Annotated in this window: 14 protein-coding genes, 1 pseudogene and 1 riboswitch; of the genes and pseudogenes, 12 read left to right on the plus strand and 3 right to left on the minus strand. The window is 42.3% G+C overall.

The window, feature by feature from the left end:
* The first annotated feature begins 1 nt into the window (after nt 1).
* The 5 genes from ACRRU2_RS04340 to ACRRU2_RS04360 all read left to right on the plus strand — a co-directional run bounded on the left by ACRRU2_RS04340 (nt 2) and on the right by ACRRU2_RS04360 (nt 4,903).
* On the plus strand, nt 2-478 hold the full coding sequence (locus tag ACRRU2_RS04340; protein WP_331699416.1) for a lasso peptide biosynthesis B2 protein: 477 nt from the start codon (nt 2-4) through the stop codon (nt 476-478).
* Nucleotides 475-2,277 carry an ABC transporter ATP-binding protein gene (locus ACRRU2_RS04345; protein WP_432500073.1) on the plus strand — a complete coding sequence of 601 codons (1,803 nt, stop codon included), beginning with the start codon at nt 475-477 and terminating at the stop codon, nt 2,275-2,277. The genes ACRRU2_RS04340 and ACRRU2_RS04345 overlap by 4 nt, the downstream gene beginning before the upstream one ends.
* A gap of 15 nt (nt 2,278-2,292) precedes the next feature.
* Complete coding sequence (locus tag ACRRU2_RS04350; RefSeq protein WP_432500075.1) at nt 2,293-3,405, plus strand: glycosyltransferase family 1 protein; 1,113 nt, start codon at nt 2,293-2,295, stop codon at nt 3,403-3,405.
* 25 nt (nt 3,406-3,430) lie between these two features.
* Entirely contained in the window at nt 3,431-4,489 is a 1,059-nt protein-coding gene (gene galE / locus ACRRU2_RS04355) for a UDP-glucose 4-epimerase GalE (RefSeq protein ID WP_432500076.1), read from the plus strand.
* Nucleotides 4,490-4,642: 153 nt separating this feature from the next.
* Nucleotides 4,643-4,726: riboswitch (cyclic di-GMP riboswitch) on the plus strand.
* A 15-nt stretch (nt 4,727-4,741) separates the two neighbouring features.
* Nucleotides 4,742-4,903 carry a hypothetical protein gene (locus tag ACRRU2_RS04360; RefSeq protein WP_331699412.1) on the plus strand — a complete coding sequence of 54 codons (162 nt, stop codon included), beginning with the start codon at nt 4,742-4,744 and terminating at the stop codon, nt 4,901-4,903.
* Nucleotides 4,904-4,913: 10 nt separating this feature from the next.
* Here ACRRU2_RS04360 and ACRRU2_RS04365 read toward each other — a convergent pair whose 3' ends face one another.
* The gene (locus ACRRU2_RS04365; protein ID WP_331699411.1) at nt 4,914-5,243 is read right to left on the minus strand and encodes a helix-turn-helix domain-containing protein; all 330 of its coding nucleotides are present in this window, start codon (nt 5,241-5,243) and stop codon (nt 4,914-4,916) included.
* 141 nt (nt 5,244-5,384) lie between these two features.
* Between ACRRU2_RS04365 and ACRRU2_RS04370 the strand changes: the two genes are divergently transcribed.
* A complete protein-coding gene (locus ACRRU2_RS04370; protein ID WP_432500078.1) occupies nt 5,385-6,176 on the plus strand; it encodes a metallophosphoesterase in 792 nt (263 codons plus the stop codon).
* Nucleotides 6,177-6,237: 61 nt separating this feature from the next.
* On the opposite strand, the gene ACRRU2_RS04375 is transcribed toward ACRRU2_RS04370, so the two are convergent.
* Nucleotides 6,238-8,568 (minus strand): helix-turn-helix domain-containing protein, encoded by a 2,331-nt coding sequence (locus tag ACRRU2_RS04375; protein ID WP_432500079.1) that lies wholly within the window; start codon nt 8,566-8,568, stop codon nt 6,238-6,240.
* A 248-nt stretch (nt 8,569-8,816) separates the two neighbouring features.
* Between ACRRU2_RS04375 and ACRRU2_RS04380 the strand changes: the two genes are divergently transcribed.
* The 6 genes and pseudogenes from ACRRU2_RS04380 to ACRRU2_RS04405 all read left to right on the plus strand — a co-directional run.
* Nucleotides 8,817-9,785: an ABC transporter permease gene (locus tag ACRRU2_RS04380; protein WP_432500081.1), complete on the plus strand. Its 969-nt coding sequence runs from the start codon at nt 8,817-8,819 to the stop codon at nt 9,783-9,785.
* Between the two features lie 34 nt (nt 9,786-9,819).
* Nucleotides 9,820-10,698 carry a carbohydrate ABC transporter permease gene (locus ACRRU2_RS04385; protein ID WP_432500082.1) on the plus strand — a complete coding sequence of 293 codons (879 nt, stop codon included), beginning with the start codon at nt 9,820-9,822 and terminating at the stop codon, nt 10,696-10,698.
* A gap of 142 nt (nt 10,699-10,840) precedes the next feature.
* Nucleotides 10,841-12,463 carry an extracellular solute-binding protein gene (locus ACRRU2_RS04390; RefSeq protein ID WP_432500083.1) on the plus strand — a complete coding sequence of 541 codons (1,623 nt, stop codon included), beginning with the start codon at nt 10,841-10,843 and terminating at the stop codon, nt 12,461-12,463.
* A gap of 63 nt (nt 12,464-12,526) precedes the next feature.
* Complete coding sequence (locus ACRRU2_RS04395; RefSeq protein ID WP_432500084.1) at nt 12,527-14,134, plus strand: alkaline phosphatase family protein; 1,608 nt, start codon at nt 12,527-12,529, stop codon at nt 14,132-14,134.
* Between the two features lie 27 nt (nt 14,135-14,161).
* Nucleotides 14,162-14,875: a histidine phosphatase family protein gene (locus tag ACRRU2_RS04400; protein WP_432500085.1), complete on the plus strand. Its 714-nt coding sequence runs from the start codon at nt 14,162-14,164 to the stop codon at nt 14,873-14,875.
* A gap of 125 nt (nt 14,876-15,000) precedes the next feature.
* Nucleotides 15,001-16,932 (plus strand): annotated as a pseudogene (locus tag ACRRU2_RS04405) (alkaline phosphatase family protein); the annotation flags it as partial.
* 1,706 nt (nt 16,933-18,638) lie between these two features.
* Here ACRRU2_RS04405 and ACRRU2_RS04410 read toward each other — a convergent pair.
* The coding region (locus ACRRU2_RS04410; protein ID WP_432500086.1) for a hypothetical protein at nt 18,639-18,950 on the minus strand (312 nt) is incomplete at its 5' end.

Here is an 18,950-nt window from a genome sequence, read left to right on the forward strand (position 1 = left end):
AATGCTCAGAAAATTAAAAATGTTGTTTTCTTTGGATTTCAAAACTAAGCTTCTCTTGATAGAAGCGACCTTGTATTTAGGATGGGCTAGGTTTTATTTGCTGCATTATCCTTTTTCCAAGCTTGCTGCATCGCTTGGTGAATACATGGTTGAAACAGGTCAGGATTACCAAAAAGAGAATCATCGAACATTAATAAGCGTACACCAAGCTATTGAAATCATGTGTAAATATACTTTTTGGGAGACGAAATGTTTAGTGCGCGCGGTGACAGCTATGAAAATGCTGGAGAAGCGTCGCATTGAGAGTACTTTATATCTAGGAACCGCAAAGGATGAGACTGGAAAGCTTATTGCTCATGCCTGGCTGCGGAGCGGGTCATTATATGTTACGGGATACGAAGAAATGAGCAGGTTTACGATTACAGGCTTCTTTTCCAAAAAATATTCGTCACAAGCAATGGAAAGGAATAAGCTATGAAACAAATTTTATATTTTACTAGAAAGCTGCATTTCTATGCGGGGAGTAAGCTATACTTCAATCTGTTCGGGGTCATGATCATCGGATTGTTGGATGGAATAGGCACTATATTGCTGATACCGCTTCTATCGATCATTGGCATCATTGATATTCAAATCCAAATTCCTGGTATGGGTCTTTTAGAATTTTTGAAACAAATGCCTATGCTGCAGGCTTTATTAATCGTGCTAACGCTGTATTTGCTTTTAGTTACAGGACAAAGTCTTATTAGCCGAAGGTTAAGCATGCGTGATACGCAAATTTTAACGGGTTATATTAATAGTGTTAGATTAGAGATCAATAGGGCATTATTACAGGCTCAATGGTCTTTTTTTATGAGAAAACGAAAAACAGATTTAATCAGCTCTTTAACGGACCAATTGGGCCGTGTAACTAATGGAGCTTATCTTGTGCTTCAATTTATGGCTTCTCTAGTGTTTACAGCCATTCAAATCGGAATTGCATTCCTTATATCTCCTTTTATGACACTTTCGATACTCGGTTTCGGATGCCTGGTTATTTTAGTATCTCGAAGATTTATTAAGCAATCACAGAAGATTGGATTTAAAGCCGTCAAGCTTCATGAAAGCTATATGGCGGGGATCGTTGATCAATTTAACGGAATGAAGGATATTAAAAGCAATTCTTTAGAGCAGTCACGTTATAGCTGGTTACAGGATTGGTCGCGTGATTCTGCAGAAGAACGATACTTAAACGTAAAGCAAAGAAGTAATTCGAAGCTGGTTTATAAAATTACCTCATCTATTCTGATTGCTGCATTTGTTTTCACCTCAGTTACAATGTTTCAAAATGAAGGAGGGCATTTGCTGCTCGTTTTAGCTATGTTCGCTCGTCTCTGGCCGCGTATTACGGATATCCAGTCTAATCTGGAACAAATTGCATCGGCATCGCCTGCATTCCGTGCATTAATGGAATTACAAGAAGATTCTCTGCATGCACAGGAAATTGACATTTCGGATGTCGGCAGAAGCAAGTCATTTATGCCGCTCAAGCTGAAGCATCAAATGGAATGCCGAGAGGTCTATTTCCGTTATGACCAGGAACAACCTTATTACACGCTTGAAAACATCAATCTGCGAATTCCAGCTAAGTGCATGACTGCAATTGTTGGCCAATCTGGCGCGGGGAAAAGCACTTTAATTGATCTAGTCATGGGATTAATGAAGCCCGAGCATGGCGAGGTGCTTATAGACGGCAAGACATTGACGGATGAGGATCTGCTCTCGCTTAGAAGCTCGATTAGTTATGTACCGCAGGATCCTTTTTTATTTCATGGCAGTATCCGGGATAATTTGTCGATGATTGATCCAGAAGCAAGTGAAGGCCAATTGTGGGAGGCGCTGCAATTTTCTTCGGCTGCCGAGTTTGTGCTTAAATTGCCGGATGGTTTGGATACGATTATTGGCGATCGCGGCATTCGGCTGTCGGGGGGGGAGCGCCAGAGGCTCGTTCTTGCAAGGGCTATTTTAAGGAAGCCGTCGATTCTTATTCTTGACGAAGCGACGAGTGCGCTGGACACGATGAACGAGACAAAAATTCAAGAAGCAATTGAGAAGCTGAAAGGTGAAATCACCGTCATTGTCATCGCACATAGATTGACGACGATCCGCAATGCAGATCAAGTCATTGTGCTGGATCAAGGAAAAATCGTACAGTCAGGAGATTTTGTTAAGCTGTCTGCTGATAATAAAGGATTGTTCAGCCGTCTGTTAAGTAATCAAATGCAAGTTGCTACATAGTGGAGGAGGAGGAGCATGGCTAGGCGGATTCTGCATATCGTAAGCGCGATGAATAGAGGAGGCGCTGAAACTTTATTGATGAATGTTTATCGCAATTTGGACCGACAGATGCTGCAGTTTGACTTTGTATCACATCGAGAAGAATGCTGTGATTACGATGAGGAAATTGAAGCTTTGGGCGGAAGGATATATAAAATCAAAAGTTTGGGAAATCAAGGCCCCATTGGCTATATTCATGAATTGAAAAAAATTATGTCAGGCGCTGATTACGCCGCTGTTCATTCCCATATGGATTATCAAAGCGGATTCCCGGCATTGTCGGCTAAGCTGGCTGGCATCCCGATAAGGATCTGTCATTCGCACAGCAGCAGCTGGCCAAAGGGATCAGGCATGAAAGCAGGCTTCATGCTGCGCGCCATGAAAGCGGTAATTCGCTACTCAGCTACAGACTATCGTGCCTGCAGCAACGAGGCAGCTCAGTTTTTATTTGGCTCCTCTTCCAAAACACGATTACTGTATAATGCCATCGATCTTAACGCATATGAGAATACATCTTTACAAACGCGTAATAAGGTGAGACAAGAGCTTAATATTCCAGCAGGCAGTTTAATGATCGGCCATGTAGGGACCTTTTCCACAAGTAAAAACCATCGTTTTCTTTTGCAGTTGTTAAGAGAAATGCTTATGAAAGGAAAAAAAGCAGTGCTAGTGCTCGTCGGCGAGGGTGCGCTTAGACCGGCTATTGAGTTAGAGGCGAGTCAGATGGGGCTGCATGCCAATATTCGCTTTTTGGGAACAAGGGCGGATGTGCCGAGCTTAATGAGCTGTTTTGATGTGTTTGTATTCCCGTCTCAGTTTGAAGGCTTTGGAATTGCAGTTCTCGAAGCACAGGCTGCTGGTACTCCGTGTGTAGTGTCCGATGCGGTGCCTAAACTCACTGATATGGGTTTGGGTCTCATTCAATACATAGGCCTGGATAAAAGCTATGAGCAGTGGAGCGAAAGTATCGATAAGGCATTAGCAAGCACGAAGCCTGACAGGCAAACCATTCATCATAAAATAGGTCAAAAGGGCTTCGATATAAAACAAAATTTAAAGCAATGGCTGCAAATGTATGGTGTGTCATAAGGATAAATAGATTGGAGGCCATATAATGGCAATATTAGTTACGGGTGGGGCCGGTTATATTGGATCCCACACCTGTGTAGAGTTGTTAAATCAAGGTTTTGATATCGTAGTGATCGATAATTTTTCTAACAGTAAGCCAGAAGCATTGGAGCGTGTAAAGCAGCTAAGCAAGCGTAGATTTAAAAGCTACTCGATGAACATTTTGGATTCATGCGGACTGGATCGGATTTTTCAAGAGCATGAGATTGAAGCGGTCATACATTTTGCCGGATTAAAATCAGTCGGTGAATCTGCCAAAATGCCTTTGCAATATTATCATAACAATTTAAATGGCACCTTGCATCTGTGCAGAATGATGGAAAAGCACAATGTAAGAAAGCTTGTGTTCAGTTCATCTGCTACTGTATATGGCCATTCAGAAATTTGCCCGATTAAGGAGCATTTCCCTTTAACCGCCACGAATCCATACGGCAGAACAAAATTGATGACGGAAGAAGTGTTGAGAGATCTATATCAAGCAGATTCTCGCTGGAGCATTGCGTTGCTGCGCTATTTTAATCCTGTAGGCGCCCATAAGAGCGGACGGATCGGCGAGGATCCAAACGGAATACCAAACAATTTGATGCCGTATATTACACAAGTTGCTATAGGTAGACAGGAGAAGCTTACTATATTCGGCGACAGCTATAACACTAAGGATGGAACAGGAGTAAGGGATTATATACATGTAGTAGATTTGGCCCGCGGACATATAAAGGCATTGGAGAAAATCCGCAATAGTACAGGTGTTGATGCCTATAATCTAGGCACAGGAAAAGGGTATAGCGTGCTTGAGATGGTTGCAGCGTTCGAGCAAGCTTCCGGCAGAAATATTCCTTTTTCAATCGCAGATAATAGACCTGGTGATGTGGCTGTTTGCTATGCCAGTCCAGCAAAAGCAAAAGAAATACTAGATTGGGAAGCACAAATTGATATTCAAGAAATGTGCGAAGATGCGTGGCGCTGGCAGCTCCAAAATCCCAATGGTTATGAAAACGAAGATAATCTAGTGACATTACACGCAAGAAGCGCAAATGTCATATGACAATATAGGTATATAGCGCTAAATGTATCACAAATCTATTAAAAAGTAGAAATTATTCGACATAAATTCCGATAATAAACCAATTAAATTAACCATAATTAGACAGCAATTTTAAAAAAGGTGGGCTATAATTCAATTTGAGCGTTTGAATATGAATCAGTGGGAGACTGGGAAGTGCGTCTATTATTTGGGCACCTTAGGCGCATGGAGTCAGTGGTGCAACCGCCCCGATGAGATGGGGGAATTGAGGAGATGTCACGTTTAAACTCGGTATATGAAACTGAATTGGATGTTGAATGGGTCGAATTGATGCTTAGTGCACGCTCAAAGGGGTTTACGGCAGAAGAAGTGAAAACGGTGCTGGCCATTCTGAAGGAGAAGGGCCAGACACTTATACAGGATAACGCTGTTTAGGTATACATAGTTATTCCCTGTTGGATTTCCACTTATTAAACTCGAGGAATTCCTTGAATTGTTCCTTGCTGACTCCAGAAACCATTGCTTCTCTTACTAACTGCTCCCATTCTTGGTCCAGGGTTTCAGCTGCACTTTCATTTGTATCGTCATGTATTAAATCTTCAACAGAAACGTGAAGTACTTCACTTATCTTTTCAAGAAATTGGATGGATGGGTTTTGTTGAAGTCCTCTTTCTATTGAGCTTAAGTAGGATTTTGCGACACCCGCTCGCTGTGAAAGCTCCGTTAATGAAAGTGCATTTTTTTTACGCAGAAGTTGAATTCGTTGTCCGATCATAACAGATGCCTCCATATTATATCATTGCTGGTTATCCTTCATTATAACGAATAATTCAAAGTTGTGAAAGCTAATATCTTTAACTGCGCTGGATTAAAGTTTTAAGCAAACAGAGGCAATCAGCCCTGCAGGAGGAAAATTTTGTATATTGTTCTAACCATTATATCCGTCTTTGCTATCTATTATTTCTTTTTAATATTTCCAACACAATGGTTGAAAATAGAACATATTCATCAGCCGCTAAATACTGGTGTTCGTATATTGCAAATTAGCGATTTGCATGTAGATATGCTGAGAATTTCACCAGCGAAACTTAGGGCAATTATTGAAAGATGCGCACCGGATTATATTATGCTTACAGGAGATTATACATCAAAGTCCAGCAGTATTTCCCGTCTAGAACGGTATTTCAAAACAATAGCTGAAAGTCAAATCCCAGTCTATGCTGTGCTTGGCAATCATGATTATCAAAATGCTCATTTCACTCAGCTGCTCGAGCTATTTGAAAAGCTAGATATTGTTTTACTAAGAAATGAATCACGACAATTAAAAGAAATTCAGCTAGTTGGCATCGATGATTATTCGACAGGGCATAGCAAGGTGTCAGATGCTTTTTCTTCAATAAACACCATACTAGAACGAAACGTAACCGTTCAATCTAAACCCGTCGTTGTCATAACGCATGATCCTAATGTACTAACCACTGTAAAAAATCATTACGATTATATGATGGCAGGTCATTTTCATGGCAAACAATTCAATATCCCATTCTTCTTTCGCTTAAAGCCAAAAGGAGTTTTACCTGCGAAGGGAGTTTATAAAGGGCTTCATAAAATGGAATACGGGATGCTTTATATTTCAAAGGGTATTGGACAAACAGGTTTAAACAATAGATTTATGGTGAGGAGCGAGGTCACGATACATGATTTATAACGGACATCAACAATAGATGCTATCTATTGTTGATGTCCGTATTTTGATTTCGGCACTCAGATTAGCTGCTTTGCATTTGAAAATTATGCTTAAAATTCTTTGGCGTCACCCCATAATTTTCTTTGAATTTCTTTATAAAATAAGCTGAACTGTTGAATCCGACTTTATACGATATTTGTTCGATCGTATCATTCGTTGATAGAATGAGCTCCCGAGCTTTCTCAATTCGTGCGGATGTAATGAAATCTGTGAAATGTATTCCTGTCTCTTCTCGAAACAATTTGCTTAAATAACGCGGGCTTAACAAAATATGCTCAGCTACAGTATCAAGCGATAAGGAAGCGTCTATATTGTCCAAAATATAAGACTTGGCCTTCTCGATAATGGCCGAGTTTTTGTTTTTTTGACGGTCATTCAAGCTATTGCTGCACGCTTCAATAACCTGCAGCAGCCAGCCTTCAAACTGGTTGATATTGCTTATAAATTTAAAATGCTCCAATCGCTCAGTCCCGACAGCTTCTTCTGTCTTTAAATATATGTCCTTTAAATAGCTGCGGAATATGGTGATCATGTCCCGCAGCTTCTGGTGGCAGTGATCAGCTGAAAAATTACCAGCTTGCATAAGCGAGAGGACATTGCTTACTTCCTTTTTTATAATTTGAATATCATTGGTTCTAAGACTTGAAGCCATTCTTTCGACATATTCCTCTGGAATTTCCTCGCTGCTGTTTTCTCTTGCCAAAAGCTCATCTCCATATAAAATCCTTTGTTCCGGCAAAAAATAATGGTATTTCATCAATGCCAATGAATCCTTGTATGATCTATGAAACATTAATGGGTCAGTAACGGGAGAGCCAATCACGGCTACAGCATCTATGTTAAAGCTCGAAGAAATATAGCCGACGGCGTTACGGACCAACGTTACAATAGCATCAAAAGTATCATTTTCTGTACAGGCGAGAGTGCAAATCTGGTTTTCTGCAAGGTCGGTTGCAAGCAACAGTGTATCAGGCGTGCTATTTGTTTCTAGGAAATGAATGAGATCATATTTAATATATTGGCGGCTTTCTATAGAAAGGGTATTCAACATAGGTATATCCAAATGAAAAGTCAGAGAAAGAAAGCTATCGCCTGTAAGCTTCATATTAAGAAGCCTTAATCTTTCATCCAGCTCATTTTGACGGGTGATCGTATTATGCAGCAATCCGGTAATGAGATTATGCTTGATCAAGGGCATATTGGTTTCCAAAGTATCCTTCAGCTTAGAAACTTTAATGGATAAATTATTAATGACATTATCTATAATTTGGTACTCATTATTGGTGTCGATCGGCAATGGCTGATTGCCGAACAGCTGCCGTGTGCCTTGGATAATCGTTTTTAATGGCTGGTAAATATTTTTGGTGAAAAAATTGGACACCAGCAGCCCGATTACGATCGCCAACAAGCAAATTACGATCAAAGTATTTCTTATTGGCGTTGTGCTTTTATAAAATTCATTCACAGGGGTATGGTTGATAATCTTCCACTGCACCCCTGGGATAACAGCATAAGATACTAGTGTTTCAACTCCATCGGCTTGAATAATAAAGTCTTCGTTATCCGATTGAGCATGGAGAATATCTTGGATGTAGGGGTAATCGGCTGTACCATTGAACAAGACAGAATGGTTACTATGTGTGATTAGATTGCCTTCGTCATTAAGCAGATAAAACTGGCTGTTTTCGTAAGGAGCAATAGACTGGATGATGCTGTGAAATGCGCTTTCTTTTAGATGAAAAGCGATGTAGCCTTTCACCTTGTCCTTTTTAGAGGTAAAAGGGTAGGGGCTTACAAAGGTAACAATATCAGACCGGCCGGAGTCGGAATGAACATTGGCAGCTACCTGTCGCGCTTCCATCCATGCTGCTGTTTTTTTAGTTTGCTTTGCTACGCTGAGCCAGCTCAGATCTACCGTTACGTCATCCTTTAAATAAGAAATGCCGGAGGATGAGGAAATGACAATATTATGATCCTCATAATAAATGCCGATTGAATCAAAAAGCTCCGCATTAAAATTAACGATCGCGTTCAACTGCTGATAAACCGCATTTATAGTAGGATGATTACCTTCTATCGGATGGTCGAATAGAAATATGGCGGGATTGTCCTGCCAGGTATCAGCCACCAAATCCAAATAGGTTGCTTCCACTTTTTTTATAATGTTATCTTCAATCGTTTGTTTCAGATGAGCTAATATATGATAATTAACTTTTTCGACCTGCTCATTGAACTTTGTGGAGAAATATAAATAAAAAGTTATGCCAACAAAAATGATGGTGACAGAAATTATGATCGTATAAGAGAAGATAAGCTTGTAAAAAACCGTATTGAACTTATGGAATCGTCTCATTTTTAATACCCCCGTTCCATTGAGCTGCCGAACTCTAATATTGCAAAAAATATTATAGCATGGGGCTTGAAATATTGTAATCGCTTTCAGCAAAAAGCCGTTCCTTTATACTTTTGTGAAATTTTTATATGAATAAAACACAAAAATTCAATCTTTGTGAATGTTTATTATATCTAAATTGCTATGTTCCGCTCATTGTAGAATTACAAAGCGATTGCAAACGAGACAAGTAGAAAGGAGATCGCTCCATGCTTCAACGTACACACAACCGGCATCATAATGATGAGTTTCAGTTGGAATCGGATAGGAAGAAGACAGGTTTTTTTCAAGCGTATGTAAATCAGAAATATTTGGTTCTATTGTTTATCCCTGCTATCATTTATTACATTATTTTTCACTATGTCCCTATGTACGGCTTATTAATTGCATTCAAAAATTACAAATTCAGCCTGGGGATATGGGGCAGCAGTTGGGCGGGCTTGGAACATTTCCGGGATTTATTCGCCTTGGGAAGCTTCTGGGAAGTATTCAGAAATACGCTCATTATTAGTACATACAAGCTAATATTCGGCTTCCCGGCGCCAATCATTTTAGCACTGCTTTTAAATGAAGTAAGAAAGCTGTTTTTTAAAAGAGTGGTGCAAACGATCAGCTACATGCCGCATTTTTTATCATGGGTTGTTATTGCCGGTTTGTTTACTCAGTTCTTATCTCCATCGATAGGTCCAATTAATTTGTTATTACAGTCGATTGGCATTCAGCCGATTTATTTTCTGGCAGAGCCGAGCTGGTTCCGTTCGATATTGGTCGCAACTGATATTTGGAAGGAAATCGGGTGGGGGACGATCATTTATTTGGCCGCTTTGAGCGGAGTTAATCCGGAGCTGTATGAAGCTGCAACTGTAGACGGCGCTAACCGGTTCCACAATATTTGGTATATATCGCTGCCATCGCTGGCTCCGGTTATTACGATTATGTTTATTTTTGCAGTTGGACGAATCGTTAATGACGACTTTGATCAAATATTCAATTTGTACAATGCAGCTGTGTATAACGTAGGCGACGTGCTGAGCACCTACACTTACCGGCGGGGTCTTATTGAAATGGAGTACAGCTTTGCTACAGCCGTAGGTTTATTCAAAAATGTCATTGCCTTCGTTTTGATTGTCATTACTAATGCTGTAAGCAAAAAAATTAACGACTACGGATTGTGGTAGGACCGCATTTGCCTGGAAAGGAGAATATTTTACGATGAATGTCAAAATAAAGGCTTCTAAATGGGATATCGCGTTCGATTGCTTCAACTATACTTTCTTGATATTACTTTGTATATCTACGCTTTATCCGTTTCTTTTTTTGCTAGCAACATCTTTAAGCTCCAGCGAAGCGGCGCTGACGCAGATTCATATATTGCCGTCTAAGTTCACGCTCACCAATTATGCACATGTGCTTCAAAACCAATTTATAGCTTATGGATTTATTAATACACTCACCCGCACGATAATTGGCACAGTTTTAACGGTGATCGCAAGCATATTTACGGCATATCCGCTTTCCAAGAAAAAATTTCCGCACCGCGGGTTCTGGACGGCCTTTATCGTATTCACGATGTTTTTTTCAGGAGGACTTATTCCCAGTTATTTTTTAATTAATAATTTAAAGCTGATGAACTCGATGTGGGCGCTTATTTTGCCTGGTTTAATTCTAACGTTTCAGATGATTATTGCCCGCAATTTTTTTATGTCAATTCCAGAGAGTCTGGAGGAATCAGCGAAGATTGATGGCGCTAATGAAATTAGAATTTTGTTCAGTATTGTCATCCCTTTGTCGATGCCGATCATTGCAACGCTCGGCTTATGGACGGCAGTACATCATTGGAACGCCTGGTTCGACAGTATGATCTACATTTCCGAATCAAAAAAGCAAGTTTTACAGGTCGTATTGCGGCGGATCGTACTGGAAGGAACAGTAGAAATGATGGAAATGGGAGGCGATGAGGATTTGGCGGTTAATCCAGAAACCATTAAGGCGACAACAGTCATGGTCGCAACCCTGCCTATCATTATGGTGTATCCATTCGTGCAAAAATATTTTGTGAAAGGCATCATGATCGGTTCTCTTAAGGGCTAGATTAGGTATTTTTCTTTGTAGATAAACGTTAAATACGTTTTTCTAAAAGAGTCAATTTTCATAATGCTTTTTACGATAATGTGAAATTGACTCTAATATAAGAGTAATTAGATTTGCACAAAAAATATGGGAGGTTAATAGGTTGAGAAAAAACGGATGGTTCATGATGTTGTCGGTTCTGCTTGTATTTGCGGTAGCTCTTTCAGCCTGCGGTGACGGAGGCAAGCAGCCTGAAAAAGCCCCAGCCAGCTCAGATGCGGTTCAGAACAAGGAAACGGAGGGGGAGAAGGGAGAGGTCGATAAGACGAAGCCGGATCCTGATAAAAAGTATCATATTTCCTTTGCACGCTCTCATATCGTGCCGCCTGATAATAATGGGGAGCTAATCAAGTATTTCGGCGAAAAGTTCAACGTGGAGTTTGATGCTTGGAATATTGAGACGAGCAAATGGCATGAAATATTAAACTTGAAATTCGCATCGCGTGAAATTCCGGATTTTATGGATGTAATAGGCTTTGAAGCACTGCAAAAATATGTAAAGCAAGATATTTTGGCTGAAATACCAGTGGATATGCTGAAGGAATATGCACCATTTATTTATGAGGAATTTCTAGAAGCAGCTGTGCCGGACGCTTTAAAATATGGAACGATTGACGGCAAGGTTTACGGCATTCCTATTCCGAATCAAGTTCGCTTCAGAAAGCCGATTGTATGGCGCGGAGATTGGTTGAAAAATGTGGGGATTGACAAAGCTCCTGAGACATTCGAGGAGTTTGAAGCTGCGATGTATAAATTTGCGAATGATGACCCGGATCGCTCGGGCAAAAAGGATACTTATGGCTTATCTCAATCTGGAATGCAAGCCGTATACGGGGCGTTTGGCTACTTGCCGATGATATGGCAGGAAAGGGACGGCAAATTAGTTTACGGCTCCGTGCAGCCTGAAATGAAAGAAGCGCTTGCAACTTTAAGCAGATGGTATAAGGACGGTGTGCTTGATCCTGAGTTTATAACGGGAGAGAATCAAGGCGGCTATTATGCCTTCTCGCACGCCTTTATGAATAACCGGATCGGCTTTACGAGCCTTGGTGATTATTACCACTGGAAGCCTTTAACGTATGAAGGAGATTCTAAATCGGAAATTTATTTGGAGCTGCAAAAAGTGAATCCCGCTGCGTTGGAAACATTGATTCATGGCGTTCCGCCGAAAGGCTCAAATGGTGCAATGGGCGTTCCTGAGCCTAATGCGGTAAGCGGCAATTTTATCGGCTTTGGAAAGCAGCTAGAGGATGAGCCGGATAAAATGGCTAAAATTCTGCAAATTTTAAATGCGCAAAGTGAAGATTATGAGGACTATATGACGAGTATATTCGGCATTAAAGGCAAGCATTGGGACTATGATCCAACCAATGGCTTCCCAGGCTTTATCAATGACAATGATTCCAAGACCGTGGCGCAAATGGGGCTTGTCAGCGGACTGGAGGCGCGAATTTGGACGATTAAACGGGCTCAGCCGAGAATAGACTGGGCGCTTGCCAATCATTTTGATGTCGGCGGAATTTCCAATGCCTTGCTGTCACCGCTGCCTTCGGACGGAAAGTATAAGGAAGAGCTTAAGAAAATTGAAGAGGAATCATTCATTCATATCATTACAGGCGATAAACCGATTGATTATTTCGATGAATTTGTTGAGAAGTGGAGAAAGGCCGGCGGGGAACAATTAGAGAAGGAAGCCAATGAATGGTATCAAAGCATTAACGAATAGTTCATTCAGCAAGTGCAGTCTTAATCATTGAAGGCTGCACTTTTTCTTGAAAGGAGAATACCTATGTCAAAAGCGATAATCAATCCGTCCAGCTCAGACTATGTATTGTATATCAATTGGGATGGTTTTGCTTATGAGTGGTACAGGCTTGTTAATTCTTCCTATGAGGGCACGCCGCATATTAATAGTCTGCTCGAAGACGGCGTTCTTTGTGCACAAGCGCGTACAGGGGTTCCTTCAATTACTGGAGCTATGCAGCAATGCCTGGCTTCGGGGGTTTGGCCTGCGGACACAGGGAATTACTACCGCTTCTTTGATGCGGAGAACAATGTCGTTGTTCAATTTGCCAGAGAAAACAAGACGGAAAATATCGCTGAAGCTGCTGTGCGTCACGGCATTAGCGCTGCTGCGGTAAATGCATGGTATTTTGAAAATAGGGGATTGTTTGAAGGAAATACGCAGCAGCCCTATATTAAAGTGGCGGGTTCCCCTGGGAACTTCGGCCAGCGTGCGGATACGTTAATTAAATTGATTAATGGCGAGCCTGTACGTACTGGGAATTTCTGCTATGTGCCGGATGAATTGCCGAGGTTTATATCTATCTATGCGGATGATATTGACACAATAGCACATAATGCTATCACTCCATACGACTATCTTAGCATCGCAAGTAGCAGACAGGAATGGTATGACAATATAGCCAGGACGATTATGAGAATGGATCAGGATTTGGGGCGGATTATAAGCGCCTTGAAAAATAAAGGCATTTTTGAGCGTACTACCATTCTTTTAACGACAGATCACGGAATGGTGCATTATGGAGCCGAATCGAAGGAGACGGTGAATAATGGACAGCCAGGTGCAATAACCAGCTTGGCTGATCTGGCCGCATCTATCGCTGAGATTGGACTTAAGCATATTGGAAAAAAGTTTCTTGTTGAGATATTGCCTGTTGCCGGGATGAAAGCACATCAACTTACGGATATCGTCATTGTACCTGTTACATTACAAGCACAGATTACATTTGTTAATCCTCTGTGCCATAAGGCTATTCATGATTTTGTGGGTGAAATAAAAGTTAAGAAATACTACGGGGCGCATCTGACAAAAGAAGAGCTGATAAAAGCGGGGTTGCCTGCCAATTATGCCGATCTGCTTATTTCTGCTCGACCTCCCTATCATTTTAGGCCAGATCCAGAGGGGATGAGCGCCGTAGGAGGGAATCACGATTCGCTTGATCCGCAAGTGCAGCATACTTTTACTCTGCTGTCTGGTGCCAATATTGTCAAAGGAGCTGTTTATGAAAAGCCTGTAGCAATCGTTGACATCGCGCCGACACTGGCAAGGCTGCTCGGCTTTGAAGGTCCTTCTCATGCGGTTGGAACAGCGCTCGATGATATTCTGGCAGAGCATTTGCGCGGCCCGCACTTGACTATTCATCCGCTTGCTGAAATTGTGTATGGCGTTAATGTTTCTATATCCGGCAAGACAGCAGCTAGTGCTTCTATAACGATTAATAATAAATATGCCGGTTATTCAGATGAGAATGGGGAATTTTCGTTTATTGCGACCTGTACGACTGGGGTAAACCGATATGTAGTTGAGACCGCTTTCGAAGATAAAACGAGCAAAAAAACAATTTATGTGACATGCAAAAATGCAAATAAATAGAAGCTTTGAGTTAAGGGGGATATAAACATGCTGCTATACATTATTCGCCATGCCGATCCGGACTATGATAACGGGACAATTACACCGGACGGGCATTTGGAAGCCGAAGCTTTGGCTGCTTTACTTGAAAAGCAGGGACTGGATAATATTTACTCTTCTCCGCTCGGACGCGCCGTTCATACGATGGAATATACGGCAAAGCGGTTAAACAAGCCATACGAGCTGCTTGATTGGATGCAAGAAATTACCGGTATGTATCAGGATATAGAAGAAATCGGAACAGTGGCGCCTTTTAATGTGCCGGGAGAATTTATTTTAAATGATGAGCCTTTTCCAACGCATGATAATTGGTCGCAAAATCATTTTTTCCGCAATAATGAACAGCTGATGGCCAAAATTGCTCAAATCAGGCAAGGCTCGGATGACTTGCTGGAAACTCACGGCTATAAGCGAGAGGGCGGGCGATATAAATGCTTGAGGCCCAATAAGCATAAAGTTGCAGTATTTTGCCATGGCGGGCTCGGTTTAACCTGGCTTGCACATTTGCTTCAAATTCCGATTTCGATTGCCTGGTCTTCTTTTTGGCTGGCACCAAGCTCTGTAACGGTTGTACTAATGGACCAAAGAACGGAGAAATGGGCAGTTCCGCGCTGTATTGAGCTGGGAGCAACCTCGCATTTGCACAAAGCCGATCTGCCAGTTAAGCTCAGGGGCATTCCAGCTGATTTGTTTCACGGATAGCCTCTAAATAGCTATTTGCTGTATCGTTTTTGAAATGAAACGATGGGAGAGATAAATCTATGAAAACCTCCGGAAAAACTTTAATCATTTTTTTGATCATGGCAACAATGGCAGCAGGCAGCTTTATGCCGCTTAATGGGAAACAGGACGCTACTTTTATCTATGCAGAAGGAAGCGAATCACCTTCCAAGGTTGTTCATATTACATGGGACGGGTTTTACAATGAGCTTTATGAGCTGGCAAAAACGAAAGGAATAGCAACACCGAATTTGGACAGCCTTGTACATTCGGGTATGAGGCTTGCTAATCATTCGACGACTGTACCCAGCGTGGAAGCTGCCAAGTATAGCACAATGACAGGCGCTTTTCCCAAAACGACAGGTAATACTTATAAATATTTCGATGGCAGTGAAGTGAAGGGACTGGAGAGCAGCGTCAATTTGGCTCAGACGATTACACAAGCTATGCAAAATTTGAAAAAAGCGGTTGTGATTGATGAAGCAGCTGTAAGCGGCGAGGCTGCTGATACGTATATTTATTTTACAAGCACAAAGAAGTTTGCGGACAGTGCCGCAATTGCCGTGCAGCAGCTTGCTGATGCTGGACAACCGGATTATTTGAATATTTATGCTAACGATTTGTATATGCTCAAACGGAACACCCCTATAACAGACAGGGAAACCTATTTGAATGAGCTGCTTGCCACGCTAGTTCAGCTGGACAGCCATTTGGGTTCTCTCCTAAGTGCAGTCAACCAGTACGGTGAGCCTATGAATACGGTATATATCTTAAGCTCTCACAGTGGAGATGCTGTGACAGAAACTAAAAAAATTACCGATATTCATAGCGCTTTGACTAGTGGGGGATTTACATTTAAGGAAGTAAGTGCGGGGAATGCAGCAGGTCCGCATGAACTGGTTCTTATTAAAAACTACGAAGCCAAATATTTGCAATTGCGTTACAACATGCTGGATGCAGAGCGGGAAAATGAGCTCGTTGCGCTGCTGAAAAATGAAAGCTATGTTGAGGAGGTGCTTGTCAGAAGCGATTTAGATTTGCTAGGCGTACATCCAATGTTTGCAGACATAATCATCATTCCGAAGAGCGGTTACAGCTTTTGTCCGGCCAGTGTAGGGGTAAGCAGACCCGATTCCTTTGAAGACTCGGCCAGATTTATATTTGGAGTCATTGCCGGCGCACCGATACAGGCATTGAATAAAACAGGCAGAGTATCTGTTGAAACAAGCATTGCTGATCTGGCGCCAACGATTGCAAGCTTATTGAATATTCCGGCTCCTATTCATGCAGAGGGGAAAAATCTTCTGGCATTAGAAACAGAGGACCGTTATGTTTTATATGTAAATTGGGATGGCTTTGCCTACAATTGGTATGAGCTCGCTAACTCCGTCGAATATGAAGGCACGCCAACGATTAATGGATTGCTGCAAAACGGCGTCCTGTTTAGCGATGCGCGGACCGGTGTGCCGTCTATTACTGGGTCTATGATGCAGGCAGTCGCTTCGGGCGCGTGGCCTGCGGATACCGGAAACAGCTATCGGTATTACGACCAAGAATTAAACCGTATAATTCAGTATGGCAGAGAGAATGTTCTTGAAAATATAGCTGAAGCCGCCGCCAAACGCGGCATAACGATCGTGGGAGTCAATGCATGGTTTTTTGAAGAACGGGGCTTATTTGCGGGAAATCTCTCCCAACCATATATAGAAGCGGCAGGGTTGGGCGGGTTTACGCAGCGTGTAGATGAAATGATCAAAGTCATTAAAGGCGAGCCGGTCCAAACCGGGGGAAAGATGGTCACATTCGCAGAGGTGCCCAAATTTCTCAGCATTTATGGCGATGAAATCGACGGGGCAGGCCATAACGAAGAAAATGTCCGTGATGTTTCAATTGTATCGCATTCGCGGGAAGAATTGATGCGGAGCATGGCTAGCACAGTGATTCATATGGACAGAGAATTGGGACGGCTGGTTCAAGCTTTAAAAGATAGAGGAATATACGAAAAAACGACTATTTTTTTAACTGCAGACCATGGCATGAGTCTTCTAGGGGCGGATGATGAAGCTAGCGCTGCGGCAAGCCCTCCAGCATTGAGCAGTCTTCCGGAGCTTGAAGCGGTGATTGCTAATGCAGGGTATGCGTACAGGGGCGAACCGTTTAAGGTAGAAACCGTATTCCAGGAAGGCAGAGGTGCGAAGACGGATACTGAAATTGTAATCACAACCGTAGGGCTGCAAGCTCAGATTAAGTTTTTAATTCCACTAGAGAAAGTCGCAGTTCATCAAATCATCGAGGACGTGATGGAAAAAGAGTTTTACGGTGCCCATTTATTTCAAGAGGAATTAATAAAGAGAGGAGCGCCGGCACATTTTGCAGATTTGTTGATTTCGCCAAAGCCGCCTTATAATTTCAAAACTGGTGACCCTAACCGGGTTCGCGTAATAAGAGGGCAGCATGATTCGCTTGATGAATCTTCCCAGCATATATTTACTATGATTTCCGGAGAGGCTGTCCAGAAGGGAATTGTGTATGAGAATCAAATACACAATATCGATATTGCTCCAACGATAGCTAGAGTTTTAGGTTTTGATGGACCAGCAGGAGCGACGGGGACTGTTTTGGATGATATATTAATCGACAGCTTGAAAGGACCAGCTTTAACGATCGATGAGCCTTTGTCGGCAGATTTCACGGTATTCGAGAGCTCGATTGACATAGCGGGGCAGACCGAGGCGAGGGCAACTGTAAAAATCAATAGAATAGCTGTTGGCAAAGGGGATGAAGCAGGGCGCTTTTCGGTTACCCAGGCTCTTGTACCGGGGATCAATCGTGTCATTATAGAGGCTGAAGCGGCGGGCAAGCAAACACGCAAGGTCCTGTTTATAACCAGCTTGACGCCTAGACAAGCATTGACTGACAGAATAGCGGAGGCCATAGGGCTAGTTGAAGAGGCCATAGAAGGGGAAGCAGTTGGACAATACAAGCCTGGCTCCAAGGCGATTTTGCAGCAATCGATTCGAGAAGCGGTCATCGTTGAAGAAAACATTCAGGCTGCTAGCGGCCAGATAGATGAAGCTTTGAGTGCGCTCGAAACAGCGCTTGCCGCTTTTCAATTGGGGAAGCGAACAGGAGCCGTACACTTATTTGGTGAAATCATTCTGAATGGCGCTGACAAAGAAGACGTAAAGGTAGTGCTTTCAAATGCGGATAACAGTGAAGCTTATACAGCCGTTTATGGCAATATGTCAGGACAAACAGCGATGGGACGAAAAGGTGTCATGGATGTAGTGGATGCTTATAACAATCCTGTCGACGGCAGGCTGCAATATTATTTCGATGTCCCGCAAGGAGCTTATACAATTTCTATATCAAGCGGCAATAAAGCGGCTGCTAAGGAGATCACAGCAGAGACAGGGACGACTGGACAATTGCCATGGGGAACTTATACCGTTGTGAAAGCAAAAGATATATCGCTTCGAGATGTCTTGCCGGGCAGCGACGAGAAGCCATACGTGATTACAGGTGGTCAATTATCCCGGCAAAATGGCATAAAGGCTTCTGTTATAGTCGCGCCAACCGTGAATCAATCTGCAGGGAAGGTTGTTATTGTGTTTCAGTTATGGAAAGGGAAAAAGCCAACCGGCATCATCGCTGTGGAAAAAGAAATCAATCAACAAGAAAAGGTAACGGCACACTTCAATACTAACGGATCTAACTATAAGGTTAAGGTATATGTTGTGGATAGCTACAGCGGCAGTCTCACGAATGTAGGCCGTAACTTGGCGGAACCGGTTACTTTGGAATAAAGGAATTCTTCTGACAATTCAAGTCTATTAAAATAGTAACGAGGAGCATGCCGCGGCTGCTCCTTTTGTAATTTACGCCGATAGACGCGTTTCATAGTATAATTATAAGTAATCGACAGCTTCGCTAGATGGTCAGTCGTTCCGTTATTACGTCCAAAAGCGTAGTTTTGTGGCGGCAAAGTGACAGACGTTCCGTTATTGATCCATAAATCGCAGAAAGTGCCCCATTTGAAGACGTATAGCGGAATGTG

Origin of the sequence: Paenibacillus sp. GXUN7292 (genome assembly GCF_050864975.1) — a bacterium.
In the GTDB taxonomy this organism is placed as follows: domain Bacteria; phylum Bacillota; class Bacilli; order Paenibacillales; family Paenibacillaceae; genus Pristimantibacillus.